Consider the following 14,985-nt stretch of genomic DNA (forward strand, 5'->3'; position numbering starts at 1 on the left):
CAGCCCGGCGAGGGTAGGCGCAGAAAATAGCGCCAACCGGACTTCACCATGCGAGATCGGATGCAGGTTGTACTTTTACTGCACACGACGGGACATACATGGACACGCAAGACATTGTTTCCGAGATCAGCGAACTGAATCTCACCTACTTGATGCTTGCTCAGCAGATGCTGGCCAAGGATCGCGATGCCGCACTTTTTCGCCTTGGCATCTCTGAAGAACTGGCTGACATCCTGCTGACGATGTCGCCCGCGCAGATCGTCAAGCTGGCCAGCACGAACATGATGCTGTGCCGCTTCCGCTTTGACGATCACGCCATCCTGGGTCTGGTGACCCAGCCGCACCGTGACAAGGGTCTGCAGCAATCGCAAATGTCGATCCTGCAGGCACGTCAGGCGGTTGAGCAGATCAGCTGAACCGTTTGCGGCGGGTGTTCCGCCGGGTTCAGAGATTGCACTTTGGATGAGCAGCAAGCGAAAGCGGGAGCAGTGCCATGCGTCACACCAGCGTCATGAACGAAGTTGAGCAGATCCACCTGGCAGCGGAATTGATTTCGCTCGGTGCGCGCCTGCAACTGCTGGAACAGGAAACCACGCTCAGCCGTGAGCGGCTGGTCAAGCTGTACAAGGAAATCCGTGGGGAATCGCCGCCCAAGGGCATGCTGCCCTTTTCGGCAGACTGGTTCCTGACGTGGTCGCCGAACATCCATTCGTCGATCTTCCTGAACATCTACCGTTTTCTGGGCGAGAACAGCCGCAGCACCGGTGTGCGCCGCCTGATCTCGGCCTACAAGCTGTACCAGGAACATATTCACGTCCACGAACAGGAAGAGGTGCTCTCGATCACCCGCGCGTGGATGATGCTGAAATTCTTCGAGGGGAAGATGCTGCACACCGTGAAGTGCAAGCGCTGCACCGGCCATTTCGTGGCCCACGCAGACGACCTGCACCATGATTTCGTGTGCGGTGTGTGCCAGCCGCCGTCACGCGCAGGAAAGAAAAAGCGCGTCGCTGCTCCGGTTGATGCGATCGCAGAAAAGACGATCGACGCCTGATAACGGCATTTGCAGGAATACGGGAAGTCGGGAACACGGGACGTGCAAAACCGCCGGGGGATGGACAAAAAAGGGCGGACGGGAAATACGCGTAGCAGTAAGGGAATTGCGGGAATAAGCCGGCCAGACCGGCAAATAACAATACAAAGAACAAAAGAGCAACGAACACAGAGCAGGAAAAGCACAGGGGCTCAGGCAGGACAAAAGGGGAAGGGGGTAGGCCGGTCGCGGGAAACTGCGGACCGGCATTTTTTTTGCCGCCGCGCGTAGAGAGAAGAAGGAAGAAAGGCGAAAAGTGGGGGACGGAAAGCGATTTCCGTCCCTTTTTCTTTGGATCAGCCTAGGGGAACGGCCTCTTTGAGCCGGGTGGCGCTCAAGCCGCCCGTTTTGTTGCCGTTCTTGGGGAAGAAGCGCGCGGTGGCAGGGTTTTCCAAGCACTGCGCAGCAGCAAAACCAGGGGCCCCGGCCTTCAGTTAACCGGGGGAATGCCGATATTCCCCTTTGTATTGATCGAAGGATCGCCCATTCAGGAGTTCGCCCCGTGTTAGTTGCCATCGGTTACATCGTGATTCTCGCGTCGGTGTTCGGCGGCTACATGCTGGCCGGAGGACACCTCGGGCCCTTGTTTCAGCCGACCGAACTGCTGATCATCTTCGGCGCCGGCATTGGCGCCTTCGTGGTCGGCAACGACAAAAAGGCCATCAACGCCACCGTCAAGGCGCTGCCGGGCCTGTTCAAAGGCTCGAAGTACACCAAGGCCCTCTATATGGAAGTGATGGCGCTGCTGTACGTGGTGCTGTCCAAGATCCGCCGCGAAGGGATGATGTCGATCGAAGCCGACATCGAGAACCCGCATGAAAGCACGCTGTTCGCCAATTACCCCGCCATCCAGGCCGATCACCACGCGCTGGATTTCATCTGCGATTACCTCCGCCTGATGGTCGGCGGCAACCTGAATCCGTTCCAGATCGAAGCGCTGATGGATCAGGAAATCGACACCCACCACCACGAAGCCGAACAACCTGCACGCATCATCACCAAAGTGGGCGACGCCATGCCGGCCTTCGGCATCGTCGCCGCCGTGATGGGCGTGGTGCACACGATGGGCTCGGTCGGCCTGCCGCCGGCAGAGCTGGGCAAGCTGATCGCCTCTGCGCTGGTCGGCACGTTCCTCGGGATCTTGCTGGCGTACGGCTTCATCGGGCCGCTGGGTTCGCTGCTGGAGCAGCGCGCCGAAGAATCGACCAAGTTGTTCCAGTGCATCAAGGTGACGCTGCTGGCGAGCATGAACGGCTACGCGCCGGCAATTGCCGTGGAATTCGGCCGCAAGGTGCTGTTCTCGACCGAGCGTCCGTCCTTTGCCGAGCTGGAAGACCACGTACGCGGTGCCAAGACAGCCTGAACCCACTCATGATCCTACTGCGCGTCCCGATCTTGGCCCTGCGATGCTCGCCGTACCCGTGTACGGCTGCGCTTCTCGCGCCAACCTCGGGCCTGCTCGCTACGGATCCTGAGCGGGTTCAAAACGATCACTACGACCACAAGAGCACAGCCACCGAGCTGCGCCACTAACCACACAGTACACACCGACGGGAGCGGACCATGAGCAAGTCCAGCACGCCGACCTTCATTGTCATTCGGCGCAACAAGAAAGGCGGACACGGCCACCACGGTGGCGCGTGGAAGATCGCCTACGCCGACTTCGTGACCGCCATGATGGCGTTCTTCCTGCTGATGTGGCTGCTCAGCTCGGTGACCAAGGCCGAGCTGTCGTCGGTCGAAACGTATTTCCGCACGCCGCTGAAGGTGGCGCTGTTCGGTGGCGCCGGGTCGGGCGACCAGTCGAGCATCCTGCAGGGCAGCCCGGCGCTCAAGCAGAACATGCCGCAGCCGAACCCGAGTCCCAGCCCGACGGTGCAGCGCCAGCGCAACATCCGCGATGAATCGGACGATGCGGCGCTGAACAAGCTCAAGCAGAAGATTGCCGAGATGGTCGAGACGAACCCGGTGATGAGCCAGTTCAAGCACCAGTTGCTGATCGACATGACCACCGAAGGCCTGCGCATCCAGATCGTCGACCAGCAGAACCGCCCGATGTTTGCCAACGCCAGCGCCGAGGTGCAGCCGTACATGCGCACCATCCTGCGCGAGCTGGGCACGGCGCTGAACGATGTGCCCAACCCGATCAGCCTGTCGGGCCACACCGACGCCACGCAGTACGCCACGCAGCACGGCTACAGCAACTGGGAACTGTCGGCCGACCGCGCCAACGCATCGCGACGCGAGCTGGTGGCGGGCGGCATGAAGCCCGAGAAGGTCAGCCGCGTGGTGGGCCTGGAGGCATCGGTGCCGCTGGACAAGACGAATATCTACAACCCGATCAATCGCCGCATCAGCATCGTCGTGCTCAACGCGCGCGCCGCAGAAGCCGTGCGCTCGGGTGGGGTCGAGCCGGTGGCCGACCTGCGCAATGACGGCAAAGACACGCTGACCGACGCCGCCGCACGTGCCACGGGTGTGGCAGACGCGGTGACTGCGGCCAAGCCATAAAGAGCGCCGAGGGGAGAAACAGTCAATGAGCGAGAAACACATCCTGGTGGTGGACGATTCCACGTCGATCCGCCGCATGATTGCCGCGTGCCTGCGCGAGTGCGGCTTTGCCGTGACGGAAGCCGGCGACGGCTCCGCCGCGCTGGAGGCCGTGCGCACGAGTGCGCAGGGCAGCCACCACCTTGTGATCACCGACCAGGTGATGCCGTCGATGGACGGCCTGACCCTCATCCGCGCGCTGCGCGCACTGCCTGCCTACGCCGACACCCCGATCCTCATGCTGACCACCGAGGCAGACAACTCCATCCGCGACCAGGCACGTGCTGCCGGCGCGACGGGCTTCCTGCCCAAGCCGTTCGACCCGGATGGGCTGACGGATTCGGTGATGCAGTTGCTCGAATGGCATGCGCAGACCCACGGGTCTGCATCGACGCATTAAACGACCGAGACGACAGATATGAACCTCGACCTTAGCCAGTTTTTCGGCGCCTTCTTCGAAGAGGCGGAAGAGCTGCTCGTCGACATGGAGCGGCTGCTGCTCAACCTCGATGTCGCCAACCCTTCCTCCGACGATCTGAACGCCATCTTCCGTTGCGCGCACTCCATCAAGGGTGGCGCTGCGACCTTCGGTTTCACGCACATGACGGAACTCACGCATGTGGCCGAATCGATTCTGGATCGCGCCCGCACCGGTACCCTGCAGCTGCGCGAAAACATGGTGGATGCCTTCCTGGAAACGAAAGACGTGTTGAAAAGCCAACTTGATGCCTACCGGCAAGAGCACCCCATCGATACGGCCACGCTCGAATACATGGTGGCCAAGCTCAACAGCCTGACCGCCGAGGACGGTGCCCCTGTTGCTGCCGCACCGGCAGTTGCGGCCCCCGTGGCGGCGGCACCCGAACCGGTGGCCGCGCCCCAGCCCGCCCCGGTGGTTGTCGAGGCGCCTGCAGCCGAAGTCGTGGGCGACATCGAAGGCGGCCTGGACATCAAGCTCATCAACGTCTCGAACGAAGACTGCGAGCTGATCGTCACCGAACTCAAGCACCTGGGCACCGTGCTGCGCCACGCGCGCACCGGCCGCAACAGCGACATCGTGCTGCAGAGCACCTGCACCGCCGACGACATCATCGCGGTGAGCTGCTTCATTATCGATGCCGACCAGATCGTTATCACACCGCACGTAGGTGGCGCGGCGCCGGCCGCTGAAGCCGCTGCGCCGGTGGTGGCTGCACCGGCGCCCGCTGCCGCACAGACGGAAGTGCACGCCCCGGCTGCCAACGAAGCTGCGCCGGCCCAGGCCGCTGCCGCCGTCCCGGTGCCGGTCCGCCCGGCCGCGGCCGACCAAAAGCCGACCGTGGCTGCCGAAACGTCGATCCGCGTGGGCGTGGAAAAGGTCGATCAACTCATCAACCTGGTGGGCGAACTCGTCATCACGCAGGCCATGCTGGCGCAAACCGCGCAGGCCTTCGACCCGGTGCTCAACGAGCGCCTGTTTGCCGGCCTGTCGCAACTCACGCGCAATGCACGCGACCTGCAAGAGGCCGCCATGTCCATTCGCATGATGCCGATGGACTACGTGTTCAACCGCTTCCCGCGCCTGGTGCGCGACCTGGCGCACAAGCTGGGCAAGCAGGTCGAGCTGTCGACGTTCGGCAAATCGACCGAACTGGACAAGGGCCTGATCGAACGGATCATCGATCCGCTCACCCATCTGGTGCGTAACAGCCTGGACCACGGTATCGAACTGCCCGAAGCCCGCGTGGCCGCCGGCAAAGACGCCACCGGCCAGTTGCTGCTGTCTGCGGCCCACCAGGGCGGCAACATCGTCATCGAAGTGAGCGACGACGGCCAGGGCCTGAACCGCGACAAGATCCTCAAGAAGGCCCGCGAGCGCGGCCTGCCCGTGTCGGACAACATGACCGACGACGAGATCAACCAGCTCATCTTCGCGCCGGGCTTCTCCACGGCCGACCAGGTGACGGACGTCTCCGGCCGGGGCGTCGGCATGGACGTGGTCAAGCAGAACATCCAGTCGATGGGCGGCTACGTCGAGATCCAGTCGCAGAAGGGCAAGGGCACGACGATCCGCATCGTGCTGCCGCTCACGCTGGCGATTCTCGACGGCATGTCGGTCAAGACCGGCGAGGAAGTGTTCATCCTCCCGCTGTCGTGCGTGGCCGAATCGCTGCAGCCGCGCCCCGAAGACATCAAGGCCGTGCCGGGCGGCGGTCGCCTGCTGAAGGTGCGCAACGAATACCTGACGCTGGTGCCGATGTACGAACGCTTCCGCATCACGCCGTCGCTGCCCGATCCGTCGGAAGGCATCGTCGTGATCCTGGATTCGGAAGGCAAGAAGATTGCGCTGCAGGTCGACGAACTGGTCGGCCAGCAGCAGGTGGTGGTCAAGAACCTCGAGACCAACTACCGCCGCGTGCCGGGCATTTCGGGCGCGACCATCCTGGGCGACGGCAGCGTGGCCCTGATCGTCGATGTGTCGGCACTGATGCGCGAGACCCGCTCGGGCCATTCAGAAAACGCGATGCGTGCCGTTACTGCCGAGAAGCACGAGTTGGGCGAACCACAAGGCGGTCGATTCTCGACCGAGGCGATGGCCGCGGCATAAGCGTTCACGCCAGCCGGGGTGGGATCCGCCACCCAAAATGAATTCAATCTAGTGGCCCGACGGGGCCGAGGGGAGCCGCAATGGAAGTCAAGAAACACGCGATCGGCGACGACACCGGCGGGGAGGAGTACCTGGCCTTCACGCTGGGTCGCGAGGAATACGGCATCGATATCCTGAAGGTGCAGGAGATCCGCGGCTACGAGACCGTCACGCGCATTGCCAATGCACCCGACTTCATCAAGGGTGTGATCAACCTGCGCGGCATCATCGTGCCGATCGTTGATCTGCGCATCAAGTTCCAGCTCGATCGTGTCGAATACAACCAGTACACCGTCGTGATCATCCTGAACCTGATGGACCGCGTGGTCGGCATCGTGGTGGATGGCGTGTCGGACGTGCTGACGCTGCAAAGCCAGCAGATCAAGCCAGCGCCGGAGTTCTCGGGCGCGCTGGACACGGAGTACATCCGTGGCCTGGGCTCGATCGACGAGCGCATGCTGATTCTGGTGGACATCGAGCGCCTGCTGCTGTCGGCCGACATGGCTCTGTGCGACGAAGCTGAAGCCGCCTGATCGCGACATGAATTCGGCCGGGGCACGGCGTATGTGCCCACGGCAAATGAAGGTTGGGCCCACGGGGCCCAGCGGCGACAAGACACCGTAACAACAGGTGCGGCGCCGTTAGGGGAGGGAAGCATGTTCAGCAAAATGACCATCCGGCTCCGTTTGGGGCTGATGATGGCGGGCATTGGTGTGCTCGCCGTCATCGTGGGCTTGACGGGCCTGATTGGCATGCGGCACGCCAACACCCGCGTGCAGGACGGCTATGCCGTGCAGCTGGCGGGCACCGTGGCATTGGCCGAATCCGATTCCAATCTCCTGAGCTTCCGCATCGTGCTGGATCGTGCAGCCATGGCGCCCAATGCGCCCGGCATGGAAAAGACGATTGAGCGCGCCCAGATGTTCCTCGACAAGTCCGACGCCGCCTGGAAGCGCTACCGCGCGCTGCCCACCCCGGCAGACGAACGCAAGCTGGCCGACGAGGCTCAGGGCCTGCGCGACGTCTTCCTGCGTGATGGCGCACAGGTGTTGATGCAAGCCGTGCAAGCGCACGACGAAGCGCGCATCAACAAGACGGTCATGGACGTCATGCCGGCGCTGTACCGCCCCCTTGGCGACAAGGTCGCGGCGCTCAACCGATTGCAGATGGACGTGGCCAAAACCAGCTACGAAGCCAGCCAGGCAGAACAGCGCAATCTCAGCGCCCTCACCACCGGCCTGCTGCTAGGCGGCATTCTGGTGGGCGGGCTGCTGACGTGGGCGCTACGCCGTTCGATCACGCTGCCGTTGATGCGCGCCATCGAAACGGCCGAGCACATCACGCAGGGCGACCTTACGCACACCATCCAGGTGGATCGCGCCGATGAAACCGGCCGCCTGCTGCGCGCACTGCAGCGCATGCAGGACAGCCTGCAGAAGATGGTGGGGCAGGTGCGCTCGGGTTCCGACTCGATTGCCAGTACCACGCAGCAGATTGCTGCCGGCAATGCGGACCTCTCGCAGCGCACCGAGCAGCAGGCTTCGGCGCTGGAAGAAACCGCATCGAGCATGGAAGAACTGACGAGCATCGTGCGTCAGAACGCCGACAACGCACGTCAGGCCAGCACGCTGGCCGGCAACGCATCGGACATCGCCGTCAAGGGCGGTGAAGTGGTTGGCCGGGTGGTGGACACCATGGCCGGCATCAACGACAGCAGCAAGAAGATCGCAGACATCATCGGCGTGATTGAAGGCATTGCCTTTCAGACGAACATCCTGGCGCTGAATGCGGCGGTCGAAGCCGCCCGCGCAGGCGAGCAGGGCCGCGGCTTTGCGGTGGTGGCAGGCGAAGTGCGCAGCCTGGCCCAGCGCTCGGCCACGGCTGCGAAGGAAATCAAGGAACTCATCAGCGATTCGGTTGGCCGCGTTGAAAACGGCACGACGCTGGTGGCGGAAGCGGGCAGCGTGATCGACGAAGTGGTGGTCGCCGTCAAGCGCGTGACGGACATCATGGGCGAGATCAGCTCCGCATCGGACGAACAGAGCGCGGGTATCGAGCAAGTCAACCGGGCCGTCACGCAGATGGACGAAGGCACGCAGCAGAACGCCGCGCTGGTGGAGCAGGCTGCTGCCGCCGCGATGTCGCTGCAGGAGCAGGCCAGCGCGCTGCGCCAGGCTGTGGAGGCGTTCCGCACGCAAGCCGGCGCGCAGGCCAACTTGGTACCCGCAGTGTCGGTGGCCGCGCGCGTGGCAGCCAAGCCGGCATTGAAAGCCAAGGCCATGCCCAGCCGTGCCGCCAAGCCGAAGGCCGCAGCAGGCAGCAACACCGCTGAACCCATCGCGCAGACCGGGGCTGCAACTGCAGCGCCGGCCTCCGCCAAGGAACAACAACGCGAGCGCACCGCCGCCGCTGCCGAGACCAAAGCGGCTGCGTCAGCGCCCAAGTTGCCCGTACCCAAGCTCGTTGCCGCAGGCGGCGACGATAGCGACTGGGAGACCTTTTGACCATGTATGCACGGGATCTTCGCTGCTCGCGAAAGCTCTCTCGTGTGTGTTTGTGGTGTGCAGCCTGCCCTCCGGGGCAGGTTTTTTTTTGCCTGGGCTAGTGCCCGCTGAAGCCGGGGTGACCCCCCACTGAAGTGGCATGACCCCATGGCGGTTCTAAAGAGCCGTCCCCCGCAGGCCGATAGCGGTAGGGGGCATATAAAAACAGGAAGAGGGTAGACAACATGGGTTGGATCAAGCGTTTGCCGGTGTCCACGGTACTCACCGGTGGTTTTCTGATCGTGGCGGCCATGGGCGCAGCCATTGGCGGGTTGGGCATCTATACGATCACGCAGTTGACAAAGGCCAGCGAAGAGCTGGCGCAAAAGCAGATGCGCGCCATCACGCAGATGGGCAGCGCGGCCAACAGCCTGGCACACGCCAGCCGCGCCCAGACGGCCCTGCTGATTGCCACCACGCTCACCGAGCGCAAGACGCTCAGCACGCAGATTGCCGACAGCATGCAGCACCTGAAAGACGGGGTGGAGAACGTGCGCCCGCTGTTCACGTCGGACGAAGGCAAGAAGATGATCCGCGAGGTCGATGCGATCTACCCCGTCTGGGGCAAGCGCATGACCGATTTCGTTGCGCTGATGGACAAGCAGGGCCTGGACCCGACCCAGTTCGACAGCCGCGTCACGGCCGAGAACGTCGGCCTGCTGGACGACACCGCGGCGTTTGAAAAGACGCTCGACAAGATGGTCAAGCGTGTGGAAGAGGTCTCTGCCGCGTCCACCGTCAAGGCCCGTGACGATGCACACCGCTCGCGCCTGGTGATGATGGTGATGGCCTGCGCAGGTGCGCTGCTCGGCATCGTGCTGGGCCTGGTCATTGCGCGCCGGCTGTCGCGCCAGTTGGGCGGTGAGCCTTCGTACGCGGCCGAGATCGCGCGCCGCATTGCCGCCGGCGATCTGGCCGTGCACGTGCAGACCCGCCCCGGCGACCATGACAGCATGCTCTTCGCCATGGCGCAGATGCAGCAGCAACTGACCGGCACGATCACCAACATCAAGAGTTCCGCCGATTCCATTGCCAGCGCCACCAAGCAGATCGCGGCCGGCAACGCAGACTTGTCGCAGCGCACGGAAGAGCAGGCCTCGTCGCTGGAGGAAACCGCTTCCAGCATGGAAGAGCTGACCAGCATCGTGAAGCAGAACGCCGACAACGCCCGCCAGGCCAGCCAGCTGGCCGGCAGCGCGTCGGACATCGCCGTCAAGGGCGGCGAAGTGGTGGGCCGCGTGGTCGAAACCATGGCCGGCATCAACGCCAGCAGCAAGAAGATCGCCGACATCATCGGCGTGATCGAAGGCATTGCCTTCCAGACCAACATCCTCGCCCTGAATGCAGCGGTGGAAGCCGCGCGCGCGGGCGAACAGGGACGCGGTTTTGCAGTGGTGGCCGGCGAGGTGCGCAGCCTCGCGCAGCGCTCGGCCACGGCGGCCAAGGAAATCAAGGAGCTGATCGGCGATTCGGTGGGCCGTGTGCGCAACGGGTCGGCCCTGGTGGCCGAAGCCGGCACGGTGATCGAGGAGGTGGTAGTGGCCGTGCGCCGGGTGACCGACATCATGGGCGAGATTTCCGCCGCGTCGGACGAGCAAAGCTCCGGCATCGAACAGGTCAACCAGGCCGTGAACCAGATGGACGAGGTCACGCAGCAGAACGCCGCGCTGGTGGAGCAAGCCGCCGCCGCCGCCCTGTCGCTGGAAGAGCAGGCGCAACTGCTGCGCAATGCCGTGGCGACGTTCCGCACCGATGCCTCGGCCGAGTTGGCCGTGGCGGCGCCGATTGCCGTTGCGGCGCCAGCCGTGCCCGGCGAAGCCCGCCCCCACAAGACCGAAGTGGTGCCCTCGATTGCGCGCGCCTTGGCTTCGCGCAAAGCCGCCAAGCCGGCTGTGTTACCGGAGGCTGCCCCCGAGCAGGTTGCCGGCCCGGCTGCCGCGCAAGGAGAAAAAGCGCCTCACGATGCACATGCACCGATTGTGCCGGTGGCTGCCGCCGTCGTTTCGGCAGCCGCTTCGGAGGCCGTCGTCGCCCCGGCCCTCAAGCTGACCACCGGTTCTGCCGATGAAGATGATTGGAGCACCTTCTGACGCCAGCCTCGCCAATAGAAAACTTGGCGCGGCCTGCGGTAATGGTGCCCGCCAACGACTGAGAGCGGGCATCAAGACTCGCCAAACACGGGGTTAGTTATCCATGGCAGCACAAAACTTGGCGCCAGTTTCGCCGACGCTCGCGTCGCGCGAGTTTTCATTCACCGCCGAAGATTTCGGCCGCATCCGCGACCTGATCTACCGGCGCGTCGGCATCTCGCTGTCCGACCGCAAGAGTGAAATGGTCTATAGCCGGCTGGCCCGCCGCCTGCGTGTGGTCAACCTCGGCTCGTTCCGCGATTACCTCGATGCACTGGAAAAAGGCCACCTGCCCGACGAGTGGGAGGCCTTTACCAACGCGCTGACCACCAACCTCACCGCGTTCTTCCGCGAGCAGCATCACTTCCCGATCCTGCACGAGCACGCCAAGGCCAAGCGCACGCCGTTCACCGTGTGGTGTTCGGCGTCGTCGACGGGCGAAGAGCCGTACTCGATCGCCATCACGCTGGCCGAAGCCTTTGGCTCGATGTCGCCCAGCCAGGTGAGCGTGATCGCCTCGGATGTGGATACCAACGCGCTGGCCCGCGCCCGCGCCGGCATCTATCCGATGGAGCGCGTCGCGGCCCTGTCGCCCGAGCGCCTGAAGAAGTACTTCCTGCGCGGTACCGGCAAGCAGGAGGGCTATGCCCGGGTGCGGCCCGAACTGCAGGCCATGATCGACTTTCGCCAGATCAACCTGCTCGACCGCGATTGGCCGTTGCAGCAGAAGTTCGACGTGATCTTCTGCCGCAACGTGATGATCTATTTCGACAAGCCCACGCAGGCCAAGATTCTTGAGCATTTCATCGACGTGATGAAACCCGATGGCCTGCTGTTTGCCGGCCATTCGGAGAGCTTCCTGCAGGTCACCAAGGCGTGGTCGCTGCGCGGCAAGACCGTGTACGAAGTCGCGCCCGAACTGCGCGCCAGGATGGGGGCACGATGATCGAATTCGGCAAACGCGCGACGCCGCAATCGGCCGCCGATGCCGTGCGCGGCGACAGCGGCATGGCCAGCGGCATGAGCGCTGGCGCCATGGCCACGCTCGCGCAATCGGCGGCCAGCACCCACGCCTACTACGACACCACCTTCAGCCGGCGCGCCATGAAAGTGCTGCCTGGCGAGTATTCCGTCACCACCGAAGACCTGATGCTGGTCACGGTGCTCGGCTCGTGCGTGTCCGCCTGCGTGCGCGACAAGACCCTCGGCATTGGCGGCATGAACCACTTCATGCTGCCCTCGCGCAACGAAGGGGAATCGATCCTGTCGCCCTCCATGCGCTATGGCACACACGCCATGGAAGTGCTGCTCAACCAGCTCTACAAGGCGGGCGCCAAGCGCGAGCGCCTGGAGATCAAGGTGTTTGGCGGCGCCGCCGTGCTGGCCGGCATGAGCACACTCGACGTGGGCGAGCGCAACGGCAAGTTCGTGCTCGAATTCCTGCGCAACGAAGGCCTGACCGTGGCCGCCAAAGACCTGTTCGACGTGCATCCGCGCAAGGTGTATTTCGTACCGTCCACCGGCCAGATCATGGTGCGCAAGCTGCGCTCGCAGAACACGGCGGCCGAGCTGGACAGCGAGGCGCAATACGCCAGCAAGCTGTCGAAGTCCATCACGACGAAGCCAGCCTCGCGCCTGCAACTCTTTACTTAATCCCTGAAACTTGCCCCCCCGAACATGAACGACAAACGCAAGATTCAGGTGCTGTGCATCGACGATTCCGCACTGATCCGCAGCATCCTGAAGGAGATCATCAACAGCCAGCCGGACATGGAAGTGGTGGGTGTGGCGCCCGATCCGATCATCGCGCGCGACCTCATCAAGCAGACCAATCCGGACGTGCTCACGCTGGACGTCGAAATGCCGAAGATGGACGGCCTCGACTTCCTGGAAAAGCTCATGCGCCTGCGCCCGACGCCGGTGGTCATGATCTCTTCGCTGACGGAGCGCGGCTCTGAAGCCACACTGCGCGCGCTGGAGCTGGGCGCGGTGGATTTTGTCGCCAAGCCCAAGCTGGGCATGCGCGACGGCATGAACGAATACGCCGACCAGATTGCCGACAAGATCCGCGCGGCAGCACGGGCAAAGCTGCGTCCGCGCACGGCCGCCCCGGTTGCTGCGGCCGCCTCGGCAACGGCATCAGCGCCCGGCGCACCCGTTCGCGCGGAGCACGCACCGGCCACGCCGGCACTTGCGCGTACCCATTTCTCGTCGACGGAAAAGCTCATCATCGTGGGCGCTTCCACAGGCGGCACCGAGGCCATCAAGGATTTCCTGCTGGAAATGCCGCCCGACTGCCCCGGCATCCTGATCGTGCAGCACATGCCGGCGGGTTTCACCACGTCGTTTGCCAAGCGGCTGGACGGCCTGTGCCGCATCCGCGTGAAGGAAGCCGCGCACGGCGAGCGTGTGCTGCCCGGCCATGCCTACATTGCCCCGGGTGACATGCACCTGTCGCTGGGCCGCAGCGGCGCCAACTACGTCACGGAGCTGGACCAGGGCCCGCCGGTCAACCGCCATCGTCCGGCCGTGGATGTGCTCTTCCGGTCCGCCGCGCGCAACGCCGGTGCCAACGCCCTGGGCGTCATCCTCACCGGCATGGGCAAGGACGGCGCGGTGGGCATGCTGGAAATGCGCAACGCCGGCGCCTACAACGTCGCGCAGGACGAGGCGTCCTGTGTGGTCTACGGCATGCCCAAGGAAGCCGTGGCCCACGGCGGCGTGCACGAAGTTCTGCCGCTGTCGCAGATCGGCCCGCACGTGCTGGCCAAGCTGTCTGCACATGGCCGCGTGACGCGGGTTTAACGCTGCACTTTATGGGTACATTGGTTGCGGGGCGCAGCAGTCAGGCGCCCCAAACCATTCCGGCGCTCAAGAATCGGCCCCAGGCGCCGATAAGATTGCCAAGGAAGCCCCAAAACCCCCCAATTCAGTTAGTTTGCGGAGATTGTGTCCATGGACAAGAGCCAGTACCGATTCCTCGTCGTCGACGATTTCCCGACGATGCGCCGGATCGTGCGTAACCTGCTCAAGGAACTCGGTTTTGCCAACGTCGACGAGGCCGAAGACGGCGCCGCCGGCCTGGCCAAGGTCAAGGAAGGCCGGTTCGATTTCGTGATCTCGGACTGGAACATGCCCAACATGGATGGCCTGCAGATGCTGCAGAGCATCCGGGCTGACGCCAACACCGCCATCAGCAAGCTGCCGGTGCTGATGGTGACGGCCGAGGCCAAGAAGGAAAACATCATCGCCGCCGCCCAGGCAGGAGCCAACGGCTACGTGGTCAAGCCCTTTACGGCTGCCACGCTGGACGAAAAGCTGGGCAAGATTTTCGAGAAGCTCGAAAAGGGGGCGTGATGAGCGAGATGCATGATGGCGCCCAGGCGCTGGCCGCAGAGGGCGTGGACCACGGCGACATGCCCGAAATGCTCCAGCGCATCGGCCACCTCACCCGCATGCTGCGCGAAAGCATGCGCGAACTGGGCCTGGACAAGGGTGTCGAGAAGGCCGCATCAGCCATCCCCGACGCGCGCGACCGCCTGAACTACATCGCCAACATGACCGAGCAGGCGGCCACCCGCGTGCTCAACGCCATCGACGCGGCGCGGCCCGTGCAAGACGCACTGGAGTCCGACTCCCAGGCACTGGTCAACCGCTGGCAGTCGTGGATGGACCGCCAACTGGGCGACGACGAGATCCGCGAGCTGGTCGGCCAGACCAATGGCTTCCTGCGCAGCGTTCCTGAAAAAACGCGCGACACGAACCAGCAACTCATGGAAATCCTGATGGCGCAGGACTTCCAGGACTTGACTGGCCAGGTGATCAAGAAGGTGCTGGACGTTGTCCAGCTCATCGAAAGCCAGCTCGTCGGCATCCTGCTCGACAACGCGCCGGAACACCTTCGCGTGGAAGCCGCACAAGTGGCGACGTCGCTGCTCAACGGCCCGCAGATCAATCCGGACCATCCGGATGTGGTTGCCAACCAGGAACAGGTGGACGACCTGCTGGAAAGCCTCGGCTTCTGAACCTGCGTTGCCTGGCCCT

The 14,985-nt window shown here is 63.8% G+C and carries 14 protein-coding genes; all 14 read left to right on the top strand.

Going from position 1 to position 14,985, the window contains the following annotated elements; genetic code table 11:
* Positions 1 to 98 precede the first annotated feature (98 nt).
* The 14 genes from flhD (at position 99) to cheZ (ending at position 14,966) form a co-directional block, all read left to right on the top strand.
* Positions 99 to 416, top strand: coding sequence for a flagellar transcriptional regulator FlhD (flhD, locus tag ACUXH0_RS05755; protein ID WP_182594000.1), 318 nt, complete (start codon positions 99 to 101; stop codon positions 414 to 416).
* Between the two features lie 77 nt (positions 417 to 493).
* A complete protein-coding gene (gene flhC, locus ACUXH0_RS05760) occupies positions 494 to 1,054 on the top strand; it encodes a flagellar transcriptional regulator FlhC (protein ID WP_004627781.1) in 561 nt (186 codons plus the stop codon).
* Positions 1,055 to 1,595: 541 nt separating this feature from the next.
* Positions 1,596 to 2,456: a flagellar motor stator protein MotA gene (gene motA, locus ACUXH0_RS05765; RefSeq protein ID WP_012430145.1), complete on the top strand. Its 861-nt coding sequence runs from the start codon at positions 1,596 to 1,598 to the stop codon at positions 2,454 to 2,456.
* A 200-nt stretch (positions 2,457 to 2,656) separates the two neighbouring features.
* Positions 2,657 to 3,604: a flagellar motor protein MotB gene (motB, locus tag ACUXH0_RS05770; protein WP_012430146.1), complete on the top strand. Its 948-nt coding sequence runs from the start codon at positions 2,657 to 2,659 to the stop codon at positions 3,602 to 3,604.
* A 25-nt stretch (positions 3,605 to 3,629) separates the two neighbouring features.
* Positions 3,630 to 4,043: a response regulator gene (locus ACUXH0_RS05775; RefSeq protein ID WP_012430147.1), complete on the top strand. Its 414-nt coding sequence runs from the start codon at positions 3,630 to 3,632 to the stop codon at positions 4,041 to 4,043.
* An 18-nt stretch (positions 4,044 to 4,061) separates the two neighbouring features.
* A complete protein-coding gene (gene cheA / locus ACUXH0_RS05780; RefSeq protein ID WP_182594001.1) occupies positions 4,062 to 6,230 on the top strand; it encodes a chemotaxis protein CheA in 2,169 nt (722 codons plus the stop codon).
* 80 nt (positions 6,231 to 6,310) lie between these two features.
* Positions 6,311 to 6,802: a chemotaxis protein CheW gene (locus ACUXH0_RS05785; RefSeq protein WP_004627770.1), complete on the top strand. Its 492-nt coding sequence runs from the start codon at positions 6,311 to 6,313 to the stop codon at positions 6,800 to 6,802.
* 123 nt (positions 6,803 to 6,925) lie between these two features.
* Positions 6,926 to 8,773 (top strand): methyl-accepting chemotaxis protein, encoded by a 1,848-nt coding sequence (locus ACUXH0_RS05790; protein ID WP_182594002.1) that lies wholly within the window; start codon positions 6,926 to 6,928, stop codon positions 8,771 to 8,773.
* 224 nt (positions 8,774 to 8,997) lie between these two features.
* A complete protein-coding gene (locus tag ACUXH0_RS05795) occupies positions 8,998 to 10,902 on the top strand; it encodes a methyl-accepting chemotaxis protein (RefSeq protein ID WP_182594003.1) in 1,905 nt (634 codons plus the stop codon).
* A gap of 103 nt (positions 10,903 to 11,005) precedes the next feature.
* Positions 11,006 to 11,887, top strand: a complete 882-nt coding sequence (locus ACUXH0_RS05800) for a CheR family methyltransferase (RefSeq protein ID WP_182594004.1) — start codon at positions 11,006 to 11,008, stop codon at positions 11,885 to 11,887.
* Between the two features lie 89 nt (positions 11,888 to 11,976).
* Positions 11,977 to 12,594: a chemoreceptor glutamine deamidase CheD gene (gene cheD / locus ACUXH0_RS05805; RefSeq protein ID WP_037028864.1), complete on the top strand. Its 618-nt coding sequence runs from the start codon at positions 11,977 to 11,979 to the stop codon at positions 12,592 to 12,594.
* A gap of 24 nt (positions 12,595 to 12,618) precedes the next feature.
* Positions 12,619 to 13,746, top strand: coding sequence for a protein-glutamate methylesterase/protein-glutamine glutaminase (locus tag ACUXH0_RS05810; protein WP_182594005.1), 1,128 nt, complete (start codon positions 12,619 to 12,621; stop codon positions 13,744 to 13,746).
* 150 nt (positions 13,747 to 13,896) lie between these two features.
* Positions 13,897 to 14,298 carry a chemotaxis response regulator CheY gene (cheY, locus tag ACUXH0_RS05815; RefSeq protein WP_004627759.1) on the top strand — a complete coding sequence of 134 codons (402 nt, stop codon included), beginning with the start codon at positions 13,897 to 13,899 and terminating at the stop codon, positions 14,296 to 14,298.
* A complete protein-coding gene (gene cheZ / locus ACUXH0_RS05820; RefSeq protein WP_004627757.1) occupies positions 14,298 to 14,966 on the top strand; it encodes a protein phosphatase CheZ in 669 nt (222 codons plus the stop codon). The genes cheY and cheZ overlap by 1 nt, the downstream gene beginning before the upstream one ends.
* Positions 14,967 to 14,985: the final 19 nt, after the last annotated feature.

Source organism: Ralstonia sp. 110700041-2, assembly GCF_056280165.1.

Coding starts and splice junctions, on each gene's coding strand:
- flhD (WP_182594000.1), top strand. CDS start 99: ATGGACACGCAAGACATTGTTTCCGAGATCAGCGAACTGAATCTCACC.
- cheY (WP_004627759.1), top strand. CDS start 13,897: ATGGACAAGAGCCAGTACCGATTCCTCGTCGTCGACGATTTCCCGACG.
- ACUXH0_RS05785 (WP_004627770.1), top strand. CDS start 6,311: ATGGAAGTCAAGAAACACGCGATCGGCGACGACACCGGCGGGGAGGAG.
- ACUXH0_RS05790 (WP_182594002.1), top strand. CDS start 6,926: ATGTTCAGCAAAATGACCATCCGGCTCCGTTTGGGGCTGATGATGGCG.
- flhC (WP_004627781.1), top strand. CDS start 494: ATGCGTCACACCAGCGTCATGAACGAAGTTGAGCAGATCCACCTGGCA.
- ACUXH0_RS05795 (WP_182594003.1), top strand. CDS start 8,998: ATGGGTTGGATCAAGCGTTTGCCGGTGTCCACGGTACTCACCGGTGGT.
- ACUXH0_RS05775 (WP_012430147.1), top strand. CDS start 3,630: ATGAGCGAGAAACACATCCTGGTGGTGGACGATTCCACGTCGATCCGC.
- motB (WP_012430146.1), top strand. CDS start 2,657: ATGAGCAAGTCCAGCACGCCGACCTTCATTGTCATTCGGCGCAACAAG.
- ACUXH0_RS05800 (WP_182594004.1), top strand. CDS start 11,006: ATGGCAGCACAAAACTTGGCGCCAGTTTCGCCGACGCTCGCGTCGCGC.
- cheZ (WP_004627757.1), top strand. CDS start 14,298: ATGAGCGAGATGCATGATGGCGCCCAGGCGCTGGCCGCAGAGGGCGTG.
- cheA (WP_182594001.1), top strand. CDS start 4,062: ATGAACCTCGACCTTAGCCAGTTTTTCGGCGCCTTCTTCGAAGAGGCG.
- cheD (WP_037028864.1), top strand. CDS start 11,977: ATGGCCACGCTCGCGCAATCGGCGGCCAGCACCCACGCCTACTACGAC.
- ACUXH0_RS05810 (WP_182594005.1), top strand. CDS start 12,619: ATGAACGACAAACGCAAGATTCAGGTGCTGTGCATCGACGATTCCGCA.